The sequence below is a fragment of the Microbacterium sp. NPDC090281 genome (assembly GCF_044769635.1).
GTDB lineage: Bacteria > Actinomycetota > Actinomycetes > Actinomycetales > Microbacteriaceae > Microbacterium.
The window spans coordinates 636,195-655,453 of the sequence record NZ_JBIVYH010000002.1; the positions used below are offsets into that span (position 1 = coordinate 636,195).

The window sequence follows — 19,259 nt, forward strand, 5'->3', positions numbered from 1 at the left end:
GCCACGCGAGCTCCCGACGCACTTGCTGTCGCTGTGTTCACCGACGGGCGACAGCAAGTGCGACGGGAGAGGATTCGACGGGCTCCGATCAGTCCGCGGCGGGACCACCCGCATTCGCTGCGGCGATCAACTGCTCGATCTGCTCGAAGTTCACCGGGAGCCCCGGGAACCCGGCGAGCCGACCGATCGGGAAGGATGCCATCATCTTCTGCATCGCCTCGTCGTTCGGCATCATCGTGGCCGCGGCAGCATCGCCGCCGAGCCCGCCCATCAGGCCGCCGAGCGCCTGCTGCACGACGGGGCCGGCGATCGGGTGGGCGATCAGGTCGCCGATCGAGGAGTTCATCGTCAGCTCCTGATGCACCTCGTCCCCGGAGACCTCTACCGAGACGGTGGAGCGGATGTCCCGGCTGGAAGCGGCGACATCGACGGTGTACGCCCCACCCTCGACGACCCAGCGGTCGACGCGGATGTCCCAGTACGCGAGGTCCTCACGCCGCACGACGAGCTCGACCGTGCGGGTCTCTCCTGCTGCGAGCGCGACCGAGGCGAACGCCTTGAGCTCACGGGGTGCGCGCTGCACGATCGACGCTGCCGGGGCGACATAGACCTGCACGACCTCACGGCCGTCGCGGTCCCCGGCGTTGGTGACGTCGACGCGCACGACGATGTCACCGTCTGCTCCGCCCTCTGCCGTCGCGGTGCCGTACTCGAACGTCGTGTACGAGAGTCCGTGACCGAACGGGAAGGTCACGTCGATTCCCTTCGCGTCGTACCAGCGGTAGCCGACCAGCAGTCCCTCGCCATAGCGCACATGGCCGAGCTCGCCGGGGAAGTTACCGAAGGAGGGGTTGTCCTCGAGCCGCACCGGCACGGTCTCGGTGAGCTTGCCCGAGGGGTTCACTGCGCCGTAGAGCACGTCGGCGACAGCGCTGCCTCCGGCCTGGCCCAGCAGCCAGCTCTCGACGATCGCCGGCACCCGGTCGGCGAAGGGCAGGGCGACGACACCGCCGTTGGACAGGACGACCACCACGCGAGGGTTCACCTCGAGCACGGCATCGAGCACGGCCAGCTGCTCTGCCGGCAGGTCGATGTGGTCGCGGTCGAAGCCCTCAGACTCCTCCGCGGCCGGAAGACCGAGGAACAGCACGGCCACGTCCGCCGCGCCTGCGACGCCGACTGCTTCCGCCCGCAGGTCAGAGGCGGTGCGACCGGATGTCGCGATGGTGCCGCCTTCGACCGCGAAGCCTGCCGCGTAGGAGACGTTGTCGCCGCCGACTGCCCGTAGTTCATCGAGGGCCTTGTCGACGCGCGTGGGGTTGATCAACGACGAACCGGCTCCCTGGAACCGCGGTTCGGTCGCGAACGCACCGATCACGGCGACCTTCTGGTCTGCGGCGAGCGGCAGCAGACCACCCTCGTTCTTCAGCAGCACGATCGAGCGGCCGGCCGCCTCACGCGCGAGTGCATGGTGCGCATCGACGTCGAGCGGGCCTGCCACCGCAGGACGCTCACCGGCCTTGCGCACGAGGTCGATGGCGCGGGCCGCAGCGGTGTCGAGCACGCTCTCCGCGAGCTCGCCCGCCCGCACGGCTGCGACGAGCTGGGCATCCGTCCGTCCACCTGACGCCGGCATCTCCAGGTCGAGTCCGGCGGCGACTCCGACGACGCGGTCGTTCACGGCTCCCCAGTCCGAGACGACGAGGCCGTCGAAGTCCCAGTCGTCGCGCAGCACGCTGGTGAGCAACCACGGGTCTTCCGAGGTCCAGACCCCGTTGAGCTTGTTGTACGAGCACATGACGGTCCACGGAGACGCGTCCTTCACGACACGCTCGAATCCGCGCAGGTAGATCTCGCGCAGCGGGCGCGGGTCGACATCGGAGCTCGCGCGCATGCGGTCGAACTCCTGGTTGTTCGCGGCGAAGTGCTTGAGCGAGGTGCCGACGCCCTTCGACTGGATGCCACGGACCGAGGCGGCACCCAGGATGCCGGACACGATCGGGTCTTCCGAGAAGTACTCGAAGTTGCGTCCGCACAGCGGCGAGCGCTTGATGTTGATGCCGGGGCCGAGCACGACGGCGACGTTCTCGATCGCGGCTTCCACGCCGATCGCGGCGCCGACCCGCTCGATGATCTCCGGGTCGAAGGATGACCCGATGCCGACCGCGGGCGGGAAGCAGGTGGCGGGGACGCTGCTCGCGAGACCGAGGTGATCGGTGGCTCCGGACTGCTTGCGCAGGCCATGCGGCCCGTCTGTCATCATCACCGACGGGATGCCCACGCGGTCGATGGCCTTCGTGGTCCAGAAGTCCGCACCGCTGGTGAGCGACGCCTTCTCCTCGAGGGTGAGGTCGGAAGCCGAGTTCTCGGTCATTGTGTTCCTTTCGCGGGCGACGTCGATGTCCTTGCGAAAACCATATGCCCTTCAGTATTAGATTTCAAACGACATTCAGGATTAGGGTCGAGGCATGGCAACACGAGGTTCGTATGCGAAGGGCGTGGCGCGACGCGAGGAGATCCTCGAGAGCGCCCTCGACGTTATCGGGCGCAAGGGATACCAGAACGCCTCACTCAAGGAGATCGCCGAGGTCGTCGGCGTCACCCCTGCCGCCCTCCTGCACTACTTCGGCTCGAAGGAGGAGCTCTTCACCGAGGTGCTCCGTAAACGGGATGAGCACGACGGCCTCGATCCCGCAGGTCTCAGCGACGCCCAGGCGCGGACCGCGTTCATCGACGTGGTCCGCCACAACACCGAGGTCCCGGGACTCGTCACCCTGTTCTCGCGTCTCTCGGTGGACGCCGCCGATCCGGAGCATCCGGCCCACGGCTACTTCCTCGATCGCAGCGCGCGTCTGCGCGCGTCCATCGTCGACAACTTCGGCACCGAGGAGCGGCGCTCCACCCTCGACCCCGACACTCTCGCCCGCGTGATCCAGGCGGCATCCGACGGGCTCCAGCTGCAGTGGATGATCGACCCGACCGTCGACATGCCCGGCATCATGGGCGCTCTCATCGACGCCCTGTACCCCCCGACACCGGCCGCCGCCGCCGCCGACTAGCCCTTCACTGCTCCGCCGAGTCCAGCCGAGCGCAGGAACACCGACTGGAAGATCAGGAACATCGCGATCGGGATGAGCGTCGCGATCGCGAGAGCTGCCAGGAACACATCCAGCTCGGTCTGCGACTGCACGGCCGGGAGCCGCACCGACAGCGGCTGCACGGCTGGGTCGGGAAGCACCAGCATCGGCCACAGGTAGTCCTTCCACGCGGCGATGATCGCGAACACCGAGACCACGCCGAGGATCGGCTTCGACATCGGCAGCACGATCGACCAGAACAGTCGGAAGGGACCGGCGCCATCGGTGCGTGCCGCCTCGAACACCTCTCGCGGGAGGGAATCGAAGAACCGCTTGACCAGCAGGATGTTGAAGGCGTTCGCTCCCATCGGGAGCCACACCGCAAGGTAGTTGTTGAGCAGGCTCACATCCCCCAGCAGTGGCGGGTGCACGATGGTCAGGTACAGCGGCACCAGCAGCACGATCCCGGGGATGAACAGCGTCGCCAGCACCAGTGCGTTCAGCAGCGGCGCGTACTTCGGACGCAGCACCGAGAGCGCATAGCCCGCGGTCGTGGCGATGAACACCTGCACGAACCAGGCGCCGAGCGCGATGATCACGGTGTTGAAGAAGTACTGGTCGATGTGGATGTCATTCCACGCTGTCGACAGGTTCTCCCAGTCGATGCCGTTCGGCCACAGCGCGAAGGGCTGCTGCAGCGTGTCCTGTGTCGGCGTCACGGCCGATTTGGCCAACCACAGGATCGGGCCCAGACCCGCGACGATCAATCCGACGGCGAGGAACACGTGGGTGAAGGACATCCCGAACCGGATGCCGGGGCGCCGACGCTCGGAGTCGGAGATGACGGTACGGTCCCCCACGCGGTCGGCTGCCTTCTCGGCCGCCTTCTCCGCGGCGCGGGTCGAGAGGCGGGTGGTGAGACTCACGTCGTGCTCCAACGGTCGGTCAGCTTGAAGTACAGCCAGGAGAGGAGGGCGAGGACGATCGCGAGCAGCACCGAGACGGCCGTCGCCTCGCCGTAGTCGCCGCCCAGACTGTTGCGGAAGGCCTTGTCGTAGATGTACAGCAGCACGGTCTTGGTCGCCCCGGCGGGCCCTCCACCGGTGAACAGGAACGGTTCGAGGAACACCTGCGCGGTGGCGATCACCTGCAGGATCAGCATGATGAAGAGGATGCCGCGCAGCTGCGGCAACGTGACGTGCCAGACCTTCTTCCAGATCCCGGCGCCGTCGACCTCGGCGGCGTCGTACAGCTCGGGCGGTACGCCCAGGAGCGCGGCGAGGTAGATGATGATCGACCCGCCTGCTCCTGCCCACGTGGCCTCGAGCACGAGCGAGGGCATCGCCTGCACGGCGTCCTGGATCCAGGGCTGCGGGGGGATGCCCACGAAGCCGAGCACGGTGTTGAACACACCGGAAGGATCGGCGCTGTAGAAGAACTTCCACAGCAGCACAGCCACGACCGGCGGAATCACGACGGGGAGGTAGGCGAGAGCGGAGTAGAGTCCCTTGCCGCGGCGCACCTCGCTCATCAGCACGGCCATCAGCAGGGGCAGCGGGAACCCGAAGAGCAGGGCGAGCACGGCGAACCACAGCGTGTTGATCACGGCTCGTCCGAGCTCGGGGTCGCCGATCACGGCCAGGTAGTTGTCGAACCCGACCCACTCGGAGACGATCAGGTTGGTCTTCTGCAGGCTCATGATCACGGACTGCACGATCGGCGACCACGAGAAGAACACGAACACGAACAGCATCGGGAGCACGAACAGGAGGTTCTCGACCCCGCCGCCGCGGTACCACGTGAGCGGAGTGCGGCGGCGGGGTCGGCGCACAGCGGGCGGCGGAGAGTCCTCCACCGCCGCCCGCTGCTCGGAGAGCGTCATCGTCATGGGGCGTTACTCGTCGAGCTTCGCCTGCGCATCGGTCTGCACCTGAGCGAGGAGAGCGTCGATGTCGGCGTTCTGGTCGGTGAGCACCTTCTGCACGACGGTGTCGAGGAGGGCGTAAACCTCCTGCGTCTTCACCTTCGGCTCGCCCACCGGCGTCTGGTCCCAGATACGGTCGCTGAACGGCGCCATCTGCTCGACCGGCACGTTGATGTAGTCGGCGATCCACTCCTGCGACTCGTCGTACAGCTCGCGACTGAGCACCGGCAGCAGCGGCGTACCCACAGCCTGGCCGGACTCGTTCAGGGTCTTGGCATCGAGCACCGCTGCATCTTTGTCCATCAGCTTCTGCATGTAGTACCAGTCGATCCAGGTCACCGCGGCATCCTTGGTCGCGTCGTCGACAGTCGGGCTGATCACCGCGATGTCGCCGCCGCCGAGCGTGCCGGGGTCGTTGCCCTCCATCGGCACGACCGTCATGCCGTAGATCTCCGAGTCCATGCCGAAGTCGCGCACGAGCGCGGTGTAGATGTCGGAGCCCGAGGTGTACATACCGATGTTGCCGGCCGCGAACTCCTGGTTGATCGTTCCCCAGTCGAGGTCGACCTTCGACCCGAAGGCGTTGTCCTCCCACTTCACGTCGTGCAGGAACTGCAGCGCCGCCTTGGTGGCGTCGTTATCGATCGTCGACTCCGCCGATCCATCGCCGGCATCGGTCTGCGTGCGGCCGCCGCGGGCCACGGTCTGCGAGGTGAGCTGCCACCCGCCGGTGTTGTTGATCGCCATCTGCGCGTATCCGGCCTTGCCCGTGGCGTCCGTGATCTTCTTGGCGGCTTCGCGGATCTCATCCCACGTCTCCGGCGGGTTGTCGGGGTCGAGCCCGGCCTGCTCGAACAGGTCGCGGTTGTAGTGCAGTGCGGCCGCATACGCCTGCCTCGGGAAGCCGTAGATCTTGCCGTCGGCGCCGGTGACACCGTCGAGGATGATCGGGTTGAACTTGTCGGTGTATCCGAGCTTCTCGATCGCGTCGGTCACATCCGTCAGCTGGCCGTTCTCGAGCAGCGTCTTGGAATCGGTGAACGGCACCGTGAACACGTCGGGCAGGCTTCCCCCGGCGAGCTGCACGGCGAAGGTCGGGCCTTCCCACTCGTACTCGACGCCGATGATGTCGATATCGGGGTGTTCCTTCTCGAACTGCTTCTCCTGGGCGGCGAACGCATCGTAGGCGGCAGCGTCCGCTCCCGGCGGGAACGTCGCGACGCGCAGCTCGAGCTTGCCGTCGGCGTTGTCGCCATCTCCGCTCGACGTGCATCCGGCGAGGGCGCCGACCGTCGCGAGCACGGCGATGCCGGCGACCATGGCCTTCGTTGGTGACTTCATTGTCTGTCCTTCCATGTGGTGCTGATCGGGTGGTGCAGGGTTACTTCGGCGCTCGCGAAGAGCGCTCGGGAACGGCTCGGAGCGAGAGCCAGGCTGTGGAGTCCGGGGGCAGCAGTGCGTCCAGAGGAGCGCTGGCGAGAAGCACCTCGTGGTGTGCCGGCAACGGCACCGGCACGGCTCCGAGGTTGGTGATGCTGAGGGTGCCGTCGCCCCGACGGAAGGCGAGCACATCGGCGCCGAGCTCCAGCCACTCGAGGTGGCTGCCGGCGAGATCGTCGACACTGCGGCGAAGCGCGATCGCTGCGCGGTAGAGGTTCAGGGTCGAATCGGGGTCCGCATCCTGCGCTTCCACCGTGAGCCCGGCCCACCCCTCCGGCTGCGGAAGCCACGGGTCGCCTCCGAAGCCGTAAGGGGTGGATGCGCCGGCCCAGGGCAGGGGCACCCGGCATCCGTCCCTCCCCGGATCGACCCCGCCGGAGCGGAAGTGCATGGGGTCCTCGATCGCATCGAGGGGCAGCTCCACCTCGGGAAGCCCGAGCTCATCGCCCTGATAGATGTAGAGACTTCCCGGCAGCGCGGCCACGAGCAGTGCCGCGGCTCGGGCTCGCTGCGCTCCTCGCGCCGCATCGGTAGGGGTGCCGAACCGCTTTCGCTCGAACGCGAACGAGGAGTCGGCCTGTCCGTATCGCGTGACGGGTCTGGTGATGTCGTGATTCGAGAGCACCCACGTCGCGGGAGCTCCGACGGGCTCGTGTTCCGCGAGCGTGCGGGTGATGGATTCGCGCATCGCGCGCGCACTCCACGGCTGTGTCATGAACCCGAAGTTGAACGCGGTGTGCATCTCGCCAGGGCGCAGGTAGCGGGCGAAGCGCTCGGCGTCGTCGAGCCACACCTCACCGACGAGCACCCGCTCGCCGTCGTACTCGTCTGCGACGGCCCGCCAGCCGCGGTAGATGTCGTGCAGCTCGTCGCGGTCGATATGGGGATGCCCGGCGGTCGGAGCAGAGCCGGGCGGGAGGTCGGGTAGCGCCTGGTCCTTGACCGGAAGCGCCGCGGAGTCGATGCGCACGCCCGCGACCCCGCGGTCGAACCAGAAGCGGAGGACGTCTTCGTGCTCGCGACGAACGTCGGGGTGGTTCCAGTTCAGGTCCGGCTGTTCGGGGGTGAACAGATGCAGATACCACTCGCCGTCGGTGCCGTCCGGGTTCTGTGTGCGTGACCACGTCTCGCCCTGGAAACTCGACACCCAGTTCGTCGGGATGCCGTCGCCGTGCTCACCACGGCCGGGGTGGAACCAGAAGCGCTCGCGTTCAGCACTGCCGGGGCCTGCTGCGAGCGCCTGCTGGAACCATTCGTGCTGATCCGAGATGTGGTTGGGGACGATGTCGACGATGGTGCGGATGCCGAGTTCGAGGGCTTCGACGATCAGCTGCTCTGCCTCCTCGAGCGTGCCGAACCTCGGGTCGATCTGCCGGTAGTCCTGCACGTCGTAACCGCCATCGGCGAGCGGGCTCTGATACCAGGGCGTGAACCAGAGCGCATCGACGCCGAGGCTCTTCAGATACGGGAGCCGTGAACGGACACCCGCGAGGTCGCCGGTGCCGTCGCCGTCGCCATCCGCGAAGCTGCGCACGTACACCTGGTAGATGACGGCCGTGCGCCACCACCCCTCGCCCGCAGGCATGGTCAGGGCACGGGCGGGTGCCGCGCTTCGCAGAACTTCAGTGTCCACGGAACTCCTCGTCGTCGATGGCGATGAGTCGAATGTAGCTTTTCCACACACATCACGCAAGAACTAAACAAGATGTTGGAATTTTGCGATCATTTGCGGGCATGCAAAAGGCCGACCACCGGGCCGGTGCGTCATGGGATCAGCTCAGCGGCCCCGTGGAGGCCCGCAGCACCAATTCAGGCTCGAACAGCAGCTCATCGCTCGGCTGAGAGGTGCCGGCGATCTGCGCGAGCAGCAGAGCTATCACAGCTCGCCCCATCGACTCGATCGGCTGCCGGACCGTCGTCAAGGGCGGCTCGGTGCAGCTCATCAGCGCCGAGTCGTCGAACCCGACGATGCTCACATCTCCCGGCACCGACAGACCGGCCCGGCGAGCCGCACGCACGGCGCCGAGGGCCATCGGATCACTGGCGCACACGATCGCCGTCGCCCCGGCCGCGAAGAGGCGCGAGGCCCCCGCCTGCCCCGACTCGAGCGAGTACATGCCACGCACCACGAGGTCGTCGGACAACGGCGCGCCGAGCGACGCGAGCAGACGGCGAGCCGATTCGAGTTTGCGGCGCGAGGGAACGTGATCCTCCGGGCCGAGCAGCAGACCGATCCGGCGATGCCCCAGCTGGTGCACGTGCAGCACCGCCTGCTCCGCGGCGGCGGCGTCGTCTGTCGATACCGTCGCGAAATGGAGCTCCGGCACGCGGGCGTTGACGAGCACGGTCGGCAGGTTCACCTGGCGCAGCCGCTCATAGTGCTGATGCGCGGCATCGGCCTGCGTGTAGTTCCCGCCGAGGAAGATGACGCCGGACACCTGCTGAGCGAGGAGCAGGTCGACGTAGTCCGACTCCGTCACTCCCCCTGCGTTCTGGGTGCACAGCAGCGGCGTATACCCGTTCTGGGTGAGCGCACCGCCGACGATCTCGGCGAACGCGGGGAAGATCGGGTTCTGCAGCTCCGGGAGCACGAGTCCGACGAGGCGGGCGCGCTCACCCCGCAGCTTGGTCGGACGCTCGTAGCCGAGCACGTCGAGTGCGGTGAGGACCGCCTGCCGCGTCGCGACGGAGACACCGGGCTTCTCATTGAGGACACGACTGACCGTCGCCTCACTCACACCGACCTTGCGGGCCACCTCTGCCAGTCGTTTCGACATGGAGTCAGTGTACGCAAGTTCTTGCAAGAGCACGCAAGCAGTTTGCGCGCTCCTGCGAGGGGCTCAGCGGACGTTGCCGTTGGAGCAGGTCTGCTGAGCGGCGGAGTTGCCCTTGATCGAGTCAGGGAGAGCCACCACGTTGTCCGGAGTCGCTGCGGGATCCGGAGTCGCTGCCGGATCCTCGACGGGCGCCGTCGGCTCCTGCACGACGACACCGTCGTTCTTGTTGTTCTCATGCGTGATCTGCAGCTGCGCATTGGCCTCGAGCGCATCCCACAGCGCCGAGGCGGCGGTGTAGTTGGGAACGACCTTGTTCGGGTCGGCGGAGTCCGCCCCGTTCGGGTACTGCACGAAGACGATGTCCTCGAACGGCACCGACTTGACCGCGAGAGCGATCTGGACGAGCGTCATCGGGTTCGTGAGCGACTCGCTCGGCTCGAGGTTCTGGATGGCGGTGTTCGCGAGCTTCAGCATCACGGGAACGTTGCCGAGCACCTCGCCGCTGATCATCTTGCGGGCGAGGCTCGACATGTACTGCTGCTGGTTTCCGATGCGGCCGAGGTCGCTGCCGTCGCCGACTCCGTGTCGCGTGCGCAGGAACTGGAGCGCCTGGAGCCCCTCGACCGTGTGCGTGCCCGCGGGCATGTCGAGACCCGTGTAACGGTCCCTGATCGGATTGGCGAGGCAGACGTCGACGCCGCCGATCGCGTTGGTGATCTCGATCACGCCGCCGAAGGTGACGCCGGCCGCGAACTGGATCTCCTGGTCGGTGAGTTCGGAGATGGTCTTCACGACGCAGTTCAGGCCGCCGTCGGTGTAGGCCGTGTTGAGCGGCTGCTTGCTCATCGCGGAGGTGGCGTTGCCGTTCTTGTCCGTGCAGGACGGGATCGGGACCATGAGGTCACGCGGGAAGCTGACGACCGTGATGCGGCGCGGTTCCTGCGAGACGTGGACCAGCAGGTTCACGTCGTTGAGCGTTCCCCCGGCATCCGCGCCGGAGCATCGTTCACCGAACAGATCCTTGTACTTCTCTTCACAGGTATCGACGCCGGTGAGCACCATGTTGAAGCCGCCCTCGTACTCGCCGATGTCCGGCGGGATGGGGTCCTGGCCCTCGATCTCGACGGCGTTCGCAGACACGGTGCTCGAGAGGTCGTAGAACACGTAGGCACCGACACCGAGGCCGCTCACGAGCACGACCGCGAGGCCGATGGCGATGAACTTCAGCAGCTGGCCGACCGTGCCAGGAGTGCCCAGCTGACCGTGGCGCGCGATCGTGTGACGGCGTCGGGTGTTCTGGCTCACTCGGGTCCTTTCGGATTCAGCGCTGGTGTCTGGACACCGTGCTCAAAATGCGGAGGGTGTGGGATTCGAACCCACGAGACATCTCTGCCCACTGGTTTTCAAGACCAGCTCCATCGGCCGCTCGGACAACCCTCCCGACAGACGCTTCTGTCGACCAGGCGTGAGTCTAGCCGAGTTCTATTCTCCTGCGCTGACCTGGGCGGGGGCTGGTAGCGTGTCGAGCGCCCGCGCGAGGCCCCCATCGGCGACGTCGGCCGTGACCTCTCCGGCGGCATCCTTGACCACGTCAGGGGCCTGCCCCATCGCCACGGCCCGCCCACCGAGCGCTCGCGCCCAGCCGAACATGCCGATGTCGTTGCGTCCGTCCCCTGCGACGAGGATGCGACCTTCATCGAGCCCCAACTCGGTGCGCACCTGTTCGAGCGCCGTGCCCTTGTCGACACCCTGCGGGGCGATGTCCAACCAAGCCGTCCAGCCGATCGCGTAAGAGACCTCGTTGAGGCCGGCATCCGCCACCAGGCGGTGGAAGTCGTCTTCGTCGTGGCCGGGAGATACGACCACGATGCGCGAGACGGGCAGCTCGCCGAGCTCTGCGAAGTCGACCTGCCGGCCCCCGTCGAGCGTCCAGTCGTCGAGCTGCTCGGTGAACAGCCGCTGTCCCGAGGCAAGCTCGACCATGTACCTGGCGTCCGGCAGCCGGTCGCGCAGCAGAGCGAGAACGGGAGTCGGATCGAACGTCTCGACGTTCCAGCGCTCCCAGTCATCGCCCGAACGACGCATCGTCACGGCACCGTTGGAGCACACCACGTAGTCGGCAGTCAGGCCGAGCTCCTCGACGTAGCGTCGAGTGGCCATCCAGCTGCGGCCGGTCGCGATGGTGACCACATGCCCGGCATCGCGCACCCGGGCGATGGAGTCGGGCACGCCGGGACTCATGGTCTCGTCCTGCAGCAGGATCGTCCCGTCGACGTCGAGGCCGACCAGCCAGGGCCCCGTCATCGGATGGCCCGCCCCTGGGCCAGTGGTTCGATCACTTCGAGGCCGCCGAGATAGGGGCGCAGCACCTCGGGAACGCGCACGGAGCCGTCGGCCTGCTGGTGAGTCTCGAGAAGGGCGACGATCCAGCGCGTGGTGGCGAGCGTGCCGTTCAACGTGGCGACATGCTGCGTCTTCGCCATCACCTGCGCCGTGGCATCGGCCGTGTCGACCACCGGGCGGTACCGCACATCGAGACGGCGTGCTTGATATGTCGTGCAGTTCGAGGTCGAGGTGAGCTCGCGGAATGCGCCCTGGGTGGGCACCCAGGCCTCGATGTCGTACTTGCGGGCGGCGCTCGAGCCGAGATCCCCCGCCGCGACATCGATCACGCGGTAGGCGAGGCCGAGCGAGGTGAGCATCTCCTCCTGCAGCGCGACGAGGCGCAGGTGCTCTGCCTCGGCCTCCTCCGCCGTCGTGTAGACGAACATCTCGAGCTTGTTGAACTGGTGCACCCGGATGATGCCGCGGGTGTCCTTGCCGTGCGATCCGGCTTCGCGGCGGTAGCAGGTCGACCAGCCCGCGTAACGGAGGGCGCCGTCTGCGAGGTCGACGATCTCGTCTTTGTGGTACCCGGCGAGCGCGACCTCGCTGGTGCCGACGAGGTAGAGATCGTCGTCCTTGTCGAGGTGGTAGACCTCATCGGCGTGCTCGCCGAGGAAGCCGGTGCCCTGCATGATCTCGGGACGCACGAGGGTCGGGGTGATCAGCGGCACGAAGCCGTTCTGCAGCGCCTTGTCGAGCGCGAGGTTCATCAGCGCGATCTCGAGGCGGGCACCGATCCCCCGGAGGAAGTAGAAGCGTGCACCCGAGACCTTGGCGCCGCGCTCCATGTCGATCGCCCCGAGGAGCTCGCCGAGTTCGAGGTGATCCTTCGGCTCGAACTCGAAGGCGGGAACGTCGCCGACGCGGCGCAGCTCGACGAAGTCCGCCTCGCCGCCGGCCGGGACGCCGTCGATCACGATGTTCTCGATCCGCGCGAGGGCAGAGGCTGCCATCTCCGCAGCCTCGTTCGCGGCGTGCTGCGCCTGCTTGACGCGCTCGGCGAGATCCTTCGCCTGCGCGACGAGCGCGGCCTTCTCGTCTTTGGGCGCCTTCGCGACCTGCTTGCCGAAGGCATTCTGCTCGGCGCGCAGCTCCTCGAAAGCGGAGAGCGCGGCCCTGCGCGATCGATCTGCCTCGACTGCGACGTCGACGGTGCTCTGGTCGTTTCCACGAGCAGCCTGCGAACGGCGGACGATCTCCGGATTGTCGCGGAGGAATGCGAGGTCGATCATTCACCAAGTCTACGGGGAACGCCCCACGGCGCCGGATGTCGCACCCGCCCGGAGCGACCCGCTCCAGGTCGCCGATCCCGGGCGCATCGAGGAATAGAGTAGCGCCATGACCACCAGCGCCTCCGTCCTGCGACAGGCGGCGCTCGTCTACAACCCGACGAAGGTCGACGGCAAGCATCTGCGTGCCACCGTGCGCGATCTCTCGCGCGAATCCGGGTGGGAGCATCCGGCCTTCTACCCGACGACAATCGAGGATGCCGGGCAGCAGGCCACGGCTCAGGCGCTCGCCCGTGGCGTGGACGTGGTGCTGGTCGCCGGCGGCGACGGAACCGTCCGAGCGGTCTCGGAGGCGATCGCGAACACCGGAGTGCCGTTGGCGATCCTGCCCAGCGGCACCGGCAACCTGCTCGCACGCAACCTCGGACTCCCCCTCGGCGACCCGTCGGAGATGATCCGGGCCGCCCTCGGCGACTTCCGGCATCCGATCGATATCGGCCGCGCCCGTCTGACGCGCCAGAACGGCGACGAGGCCGAGCACGCCTTCGTGGTGCTCGCCGGCATGGGGCTCGATGCCGACATGATCGCGAACACCCGCTCTGATCTGAAGAAGTCCGTGGGATGGATCGCGTACGTCGACGGCGCCGCCCGCTCGCTGCCGCGGGCGAAGCCGTTCCGTGCCGTCTACCAGATCGACGACGGGCGGCTGCATTCGCACCGCGCGTACAGCCTCCTCTTCGCGAACTGCGGCACCCTGCCCGCCGGCATCTCGCTGATCCCCGACGCGTCCATCACCGATGCCGCCCTCGACGTCGCCGTCATCCAGCCCACCGGCATGTTCGGTTGGTTCGGGGTGTGGCGGAAGATCTGGTGGGACAATTCCGTGCTGCGCCGCTTCCGAGCCGGACGCCGTGTGCTCGAACGTCGCGGCAAGAACGCCTCGGTGCACTTCTTCCACGGCGCTGCAGCGGAGGCCGCCGCGCCCGACCCTGTTCCGATCGAGCTCGACGGCGACGAGTTCGGTGAGGCCGTGCGCCTCACCTGTTGGGCTGATCCGGGAGCGCTGCTCCTGGCGCTACCTACCGGCCACCCCGTGCACCTGCTCTGACCGCCGAGCGGCGACGGGCTAGCGAACCTCGACCGTGCCGTCGAGGCCTCCGCCGACCAGGGTCAGGGTGAAGATGCCATCGTCTTCGACGGTGTCGTCGCCGAAGTCGAGCATCGTCGCGCGCGGCGCCATGTCCATCGTGCAGACCTGGTTCGCGTCGGTGACGAAGGTCGCCGTTCCGGCGTTGCCCGAGCCCTCGAGCGACTCGACGACCGGCGGGCAGGAGGAGGATCCCCAGGTGAGCAGTACGAGACCGCCGTCGTCGAACCAGCCGGCGGAGGGGAGGTACTCGGTCGAGGTTCCCGGCGTGCCGGTGGCTGCGGGGTCACCGTCCAGGTCGACGTCGTCGGCGATGTCGCCGTAGGTGACGTTCAGCGTGATGTCAGCGGTGGGATCCACACCCTCCGGAAGAGCGCCGACGCTCGCCCGTGGCGAGAAATCGGCCGTGCAGACCTTGTCGGCGCCGTCGGGATCGACGAGCGACACGGTGACCGTCTGCCCCTTCGCCGAGACCTGATCGACCTGCGGCACACACGACGACGAGCCCCAGGTGATGACGGCGAACATCCGACCGTCGTCGAGCAGCGCCCCTTCCACGTCGTTCTGGTCATCGACGTTGCCCGCGCTCGGCGCCGGCGAGCTGGTCGGCGTCTCCGACCCCGGACCCGTGGTGCATCCTGCGACGAGGAGTGCGGCGGCGACGAGGCCGACGACGGACACGAGAGGGCGAAGCACGGAAGTCATGCTCACAGGGTAGTGCGCACGACGATCCCCGGGATAGCCCGCAGCGGCTACTGCAGCGCGGAGGTCAGACGGGCCAGGTTGTCGAGCACGGTCGAACGCAACGGCTGCTGCATCCACTCCTCCAGCGTCAGCTCACGGCTGAGGGAGCGGTACTTGTCCTCGACCTCGCGCATCTCGGCGACGAATTCCTCGCCGCGCACCAGCATCGAGACCTCGAGGTTCAGACCGAACGAGCGCATGTCCATGTTGCTGGATCCGATCACGGCGACCTCGTCGTCGATGGTCAGCGTCTTGGTGTGCAGGATGTACGGCTTGCGATACATCCAGATGCGGACACCCGCTTTGAGGAGCACCTCGTAGTAGCTTCGCTGGGCGTGGTAGACCATCGCCTGATCGCCCTCTTCCGACACGAAGAGCTCGACGTGCACGCCGCGATCGACGGCAGCGGTGACCGCGAGCAGCAGCGCCTCGTCCGGGACGAAGTAGGGGCTGACGATCATGATCTTCTTCTTCGCCGCATAGAGCAGTGCGAGGAAGAGGCGGAGGTTGTTCTCGACTTCGAACCCGGGCCCCGACGGCACGACCTGGCAGTCGAGGTCGCCGGAGCCGATCTCGGCATGAGCGATGTCGATGCCCTCCAGAACGGTGTCGGTCTCGCTGTACCAGTCGGCGACGAAGATCGCGTTGACGCTCAGCACGACAGGTCCGTCGATGCGGACCATGAGGTCTACCCAGTGCAGACCGCGCTTGATGTTCTTCGGCAGGTTGTAGGTCGAGTCGGTGACGTTCTGCGACCCGACGAAGGCGATGCTGCCGTCGACGACGAGGAGCTTGCGATGATTGCGCAGATCGGGTCGCTGCATCTTGCCCTTGAGGGGCTGCACCGGGAGCATGAGGTGCCAGTCCGCGCTCATCGCATTGAGCCTCGCGAGGGTCTGCTTGTAGCGAGGCTTGCCGCGGTTGGCCCAGTGGTCCAGGAGCACCCTGACCTCGATGCCACGCGCGGCGACCTCTTCGAGCGCCCGGAAGAAGTTGTCGGTGGCCGTGTCCGACTGGAGGATGTAGAACTCGACGTGCACATACTTCTGCGCTGAACGGATGGCCTCGGCCATCGCATCGAGCGACTCCTGGTAGTCGGAGATGAGATGCGCGCCGTTGTCACCCGAGAGCGGCAGGGCGCCGAGCCTCTGGTTCATCTGCACGATCGGGCCGAACCACGCCGGAGCGTTCGGCCGCAACGTGCCGAAGTGCAGATGCTCGCTGGTCTCGGCGATGTACTCGTTGATCTGGTCCTGCTTGCGCCGGCGCACACGGGGAAGCCGCGGGTTGCCGATCACGAGGAACAGGAAGACACCGACGTACGGGATGAAGAAGACGGCGAGGAGCCATGCCATCGCGGCCGTGGGGCGACGGTTGCGGGGGATGACGATGATCGCCGTCACACGGATGACGAGGTCGAGCGCCACGAGGAATGCGGCGATCCACCATCCCCAGGTCTCCGCAGTCATCGTGCCCCCTCGCCACCGCAGTGACCATCACATCTGCCGCGCACCGGAGCCGGCGCGCTGGCTTCACAGTAGCGGATGGGGTGCGCTCAGGCGCGCGGCGGGAGGCCCCGCGCGGCGCGCTCCTCGGCCTCGATCTGCGCGTGCACCTTGCGCTCTGTCCGGTCGAAGCGGAGGATGCCACGGACCACGAGGAAGAACACGATGCTCACCCCGACGGTCGGCAGAAGCGACCACGCGGCGGCGAGCCAGAAGTTGTCCATGCTCCCATGGTACGCGAGCCACTCTTCGTGCACATTCCGCGCGCACCGGGATCTGCGTCCACAGAACCGCTTTTCACGCTCGGCGGGCCGCGCGTTCGACCACACTCTCGGGATGACAACAGTTCTCCGAGCCACCGATTCCGCCGCCTTCCTCAGCATCGTCCCCTCTCTCGCGGGCTTCACACCTCGTCGGAGCATCGTGCTCCTCCCGTTCCGCGGCAGTCGCACCGACGGGGCGATGCGCCTTGATCTCCCCCACGACGACACCGACCTCGAGGTGTATGCCGATGCGGCGGTCGGCCTTGTCGCGCGCGTTGCCGGAACGGACGCCGTCGCCGTGGTCGTGTACACCGACGACGAGTCGCACCTCACGCGCGACGGCCTCGTCCTCCCGCACGCGGTCGCCGTCGACGAACTGCTGGGCTGTGCCGAAGATGCCGGGCTCCGCGTGGTCGATGCTCTCTGCGTGACGCCGTCCGGATGGTCCAGCTACATCGAGGAGGAGCCGGAGCTCGGCTCCCTCGCGGAGATCTGCAGCCCGCCTGATCTGCCAGCTGTGGGCGATGTCTCCGGAGACCAGTCGACAGGGGCTGAGCTCCCCATGGTCGATCTCGCGGAGAAGGAGCGAGTCGGGCGCGCGTCGATCGAGCTCACCGCTCTGCTCGATGCGACAGGACGAGGGCGGCTGACCGGTGGGGAGAACCCGCAGCTGATCGCCGCCGTCGTTCTGCTCGAAGACGTTCCGGCCTTCTTCGAATCAGTGCTGGCGGCACCCGACGAGCTTCCCCCGTTCGCGACAGCAGCATTGCTGTGGTGCTTGGAACGATCTTTGCTGCGCGACGTCGCGATCGCTCAGTGGGCGACCGACCTCGCCGGCGGCATCCGCACGCTCGATGCCCAGACAAAGTTCGCGAAGTCCGGCGTGATGGTCCCCGAAGACGTGGGGCAGGTGTTCCTCGGCCGGGGCCCGACACCCGACACCGACCGGCTGCGGAGCGCCCTCTCCGTCGTCCGAGAGGCGGCAGCTCGGGCTCCGCGATCCGTGCGATGTGCACCGCTCACCGCTGCGGCGTGGCTGTCCTGGGCGCTGGGACGCGCCAGCCATGCCGGTCGGTACCTGGAGATGGTGCGCGAGATCGACCCTCGCTACTCCCTCGCCGTGCTCCTGGAGACGATGATCGGCGCGGCGATGCTGCCGGAGTGGGCGTTCCGACGAGGCCCGGCGGAGTGACCGCCGGGCGCGGTGGACCACTTGGCCCGTCGGACTACTTGACGAGCGGGAAGAGGATGGTCTCGCGGATGCCCAGACCGGTGATCGCCATCAGCAGACGGTCGATCCCCATACCCATCCCGCCGGAGGGCGGCATTCCGTGCTCGAGCGCCCGCAGGAACTCCTCGTCCACCGGCATCGCCTCGACGTCGCCGCGAGCCGCGAGCTTCGCCTGCTCGACGAAGCGCTCACGCTGGATCACGGGGTCGACGAGCTCGGAGTATCCGGTCGCCAGCTCGAAGCCGCGGATGTACAGGTCCCACTTCTCCACCACACCGGGAATCGAGCGGTGCTCGCGGACCAGCGGCGACGTGTCCACCGGGAAGTCCATCACGAAGGTCGGACGAACCAGATCGCCCTTCACGAAGTGCTCCCACAGCTCCTCGACGAGCTTGCCGTGAGTGGCCTGCGGCGGGAGATCGACGTCGTTCGCCTCGGCGAAGGCGATGAGGTCTTCGACGGCATCCTGCGGAGTGACGGTGCGACCGGAAGCGGCCGAGAGCGACTCGTACATCGAGATACGGTCCCACTCGCCACCGAGGTCGTAGTCGGTCCCGTCAGCCCAGGTCACGGTCGTGGAGCCTGCGACCGCGATCGCTGCCTTCTGCACGAGCTCCTGGGTGAGCGCGGCCATCTGGTTGTAGTCGCCGTAGGCCTGGTAGGCCTCCAGCATCGCGAACTCGGGGCTGTGAGTGGAATCCGCCCCCTCGTTGCGGAAGTTCCGGTTGATCTCGTAGACCCGCTCGATACCGCCGACGACCGCGCGCTTGAGGTAGAGCTCCGGCGCGATGCGCAGGTACAGCTCGGTGTCGAACGCATTCGAGTGGGTGACGAACGGGCGAGCAGAGGCCCCACCGTGCTGCACCTGCAGCATCGGGGTCTCCACCTCGAGGTACTCGTGGCTCGTGAAGGTCGAGCGCAGGCTCGCGTTCACCGCGGCACGAGCGCGGACCGTGGTGCGCGCCTGCTCCCGCACGATCAGGTCGAGGTAGCGGCTGCGCACGCGCCCCTCCTCGCTGAGCTCGGAGTACGCGTTGGGGAGCGGCAGGATCGCCTTCGAAGCGATCGCCCAGTCATCGGCCATGATCGACAGCTCACCGCGGCGGCTCGAGATGACTTCTCCGTGCACGAAGACGTGGTCTCCCAGGTCGATGTACTCCTTCCAGCGTGCCAACGACTCCTCACCGACGTTCGCCAGCGAGATCATCGCCTGGATGCGCGAGCCGTCACCCGCCTGCAGGGTGGCGAAGCAGAGCTTGCCGGTGTTGCGGCTGAAGACCACACGACCGGCGACCCCGACGACGACACCGGTCTCAGCACCCGACTCGAGCTCACCGTACTCGGCGCGAAGTGCGGGGATGGTGTGCGTGACGGGCACCGCGACGGGGAAGGCCCCGCCACCGGCGTCCGTCCGCTTCTCGATCAGACGCTCGCGCTTGGCGAGTCGCACGGCCTTCTGCTCGTGGACGTCCTCTTCGATGGAAGGGTCGGTCGAGGCCGATTCGGGCGCGGCGGACGCGTCAGTCATGTGCGGGGC

16 protein-coding genes and 1 tRNA gene are annotated in these 19,259 nt (G+C 67.3%); 3 read left to right on the top strand and 14 right to left on the bottom strand.

Annotated elements, in window-relative coordinates; genetic code table 11:
• Positions 1-88 precede the first annotated feature (88 nt).
• Complete coding sequence (locus tag ACIQTX_RS17280) at positions 89-2,374, bottom strand: glycoside hydrolase family 3 C-terminal domain-containing protein (RefSeq protein ID WP_402974444.1); 2,286 nt, start codon at positions 2,372-2,374, stop codon at positions 89-91.
• 94 nt (positions 2,375-2,468) lie between these two features.
• Between ACIQTX_RS17280 and ACIQTX_RS17285 the strand changes: the two genes are divergently transcribed.
• Complete coding sequence (locus tag ACIQTX_RS17285) at positions 2,469-3,059, top strand: TetR/AcrR family transcriptional regulator (RefSeq protein WP_402974447.1); 591 nt, start codon at positions 2,469-2,471, stop codon at positions 3,057-3,059.
• Here ACIQTX_RS17285 and ACIQTX_RS17290 read toward each other — a convergent pair.
• The 9 genes from ACIQTX_RS17290 to serS all read right to left on the bottom strand — a co-directional run bounded on the left by ACIQTX_RS17290 (position 3,056) and on the right by serS (position 12,835).
• Positions 3,056-4,003: a carbohydrate ABC transporter permease gene (locus tag ACIQTX_RS17290; protein WP_402974450.1), complete on the bottom strand. Its 948-nt coding sequence runs from the start codon at positions 4,001-4,003 to the stop codon at positions 3,056-3,058. The two genes, ACIQTX_RS17285 and ACIQTX_RS17290, sit on opposite strands and share 4 nt — an antisense overlap.
• A complete protein-coding gene (locus ACIQTX_RS17295) occupies positions 4,000-4,965 on the bottom strand; it encodes a carbohydrate ABC transporter permease (RefSeq protein ID WP_402974453.1) in 966 nt (321 codons plus the stop codon). Before ACIQTX_RS17295 ends, ACIQTX_RS17290 begins: the two co-directional genes overlap by 4 nt.
• A gap of 6 nt (positions 4,966-4,971) precedes the next feature.
• Entirely contained in the window at positions 4,972-6,342 is a 1,371-nt protein-coding gene (locus ACIQTX_RS17300; protein WP_105526390.1) for an ABC transporter substrate-binding protein, read from the bottom strand.
• A 40-nt stretch (positions 6,343-6,382) separates the two neighbouring features.
• Entirely contained in the window at positions 6,383-8,026 is a 1,644-nt protein-coding gene (locus ACIQTX_RS17305) for a glycoside hydrolase family 13 protein (protein ID WP_402975577.1), read from the bottom strand.
• Positions 8,027-8,213: 187 nt separating this feature from the next.
• A complete protein-coding gene (locus ACIQTX_RS17310; RefSeq protein ID WP_028502055.1) occupies positions 8,214-9,218 on the bottom strand; it encodes a LacI family DNA-binding transcriptional regulator in 1,005 nt (334 codons plus the stop codon).
• Between the two features lie 63 nt (positions 9,219-9,281).
• Positions 9,282-10,523: an LCP family protein gene (locus tag ACIQTX_RS17315; protein WP_402974458.1), complete on the bottom strand. Its 1,242-nt coding sequence runs from the start codon at positions 10,521-10,523 to the stop codon at positions 9,282-9,284.
• A 50-nt stretch (positions 10,524-10,573) separates the two neighbouring features.
• A tRNA-Ser gene (locus ACIQTX_RS17320) sits at positions 10,574-10,658 on the bottom strand.
• 42 nt (positions 10,659-10,700) lie between these two features.
• Positions 10,701-11,522 carry an HAD family hydrolase gene (locus tag ACIQTX_RS17325; RefSeq protein ID WP_402974461.1) on the bottom strand — a complete coding sequence of 274 codons (822 nt, stop codon included), beginning with the start codon at positions 11,520-11,522 and terminating at the stop codon, positions 10,701-10,703.
• Complete coding sequence (gene serS, locus ACIQTX_RS17330) at positions 11,519-12,835, bottom strand: serine--tRNA ligase (protein WP_402974463.1); 1,317 nt, start codon at positions 12,833-12,835, stop codon at positions 11,519-11,521. The genes ACIQTX_RS17325 and serS overlap by 4 nt, the downstream gene beginning before the upstream one ends.
• 106 nt (positions 12,836-12,941) lie before the next feature.
• On the opposite strand from serS, the gene ACIQTX_RS17335 reads away from it, so the two are divergent.
• Positions 12,942-13,940 (top strand): diacylglycerol kinase family protein, encoded by a 999-nt coding sequence (locus tag ACIQTX_RS17335; protein WP_105526385.1) that lies wholly within the window; start codon positions 12,942-12,944, stop codon positions 13,938-13,940.
• An 18-nt stretch (positions 13,941-13,958) separates the two neighbouring features.
• Here the strand turns inward: ACIQTX_RS17335 and ACIQTX_RS17340 are convergent, their stop codons facing one another.
• From ACIQTX_RS17340 to ACIQTX_RS17350, 3 genes are all read right to left on the bottom strand, one after another.
• The gene (locus ACIQTX_RS17340; protein ID WP_402974466.1) at positions 13,959-14,684 is read right to left on the bottom strand and encodes a hypothetical protein; all 726 of its coding nucleotides are present in this window, start codon (positions 14,682-14,684) and stop codon (positions 13,959-13,961) included.
• A 47-nt stretch (positions 14,685-14,731) separates the two neighbouring features.
• Entirely contained in the window at positions 14,732-16,192 is a 1,461-nt protein-coding gene (gene cls / locus ACIQTX_RS17345; RefSeq protein WP_402974469.1) for a cardiolipin synthase, read from the bottom strand.
• Positions 16,193-16,278: 86 nt separating this feature from the next.
• Complete coding sequence (locus ACIQTX_RS17350; protein WP_021198192.1) at positions 16,279-16,452, bottom strand: hypothetical protein; 174 nt, start codon at positions 16,450-16,452, stop codon at positions 16,279-16,281.
• Positions 16,453-16,564: 112 nt separating this feature from the next.
• Here ACIQTX_RS17350 and ACIQTX_RS17355 point away from each other — a divergent pair, with 112 nt between their 5' ends.
• The gene (locus tag ACIQTX_RS17355; protein ID WP_402974472.1) at positions 16,565-17,683 is read left to right on the top strand and encodes a DUF4192 family protein; all 1,119 of its coding nucleotides are present in this window, start codon (positions 16,565-16,567) and stop codon (positions 17,681-17,683) included.
• 34 nt (positions 17,684-17,717) lie between these two features.
• On the opposite strand, the gene lysS is transcribed toward ACIQTX_RS17355, so the two are convergent.
• Positions 17,718-19,250 carry a lysine--tRNA ligase gene (gene lysS, locus ACIQTX_RS17360; protein ID WP_402974475.1) on the bottom strand — a complete coding sequence of 511 codons (1,533 nt, stop codon included), beginning with the start codon at positions 19,248-19,250 and terminating at the stop codon, positions 17,718-17,720.
• Between the last annotated feature and the right edge of the window lie 9 nt (positions 19,251-19,259).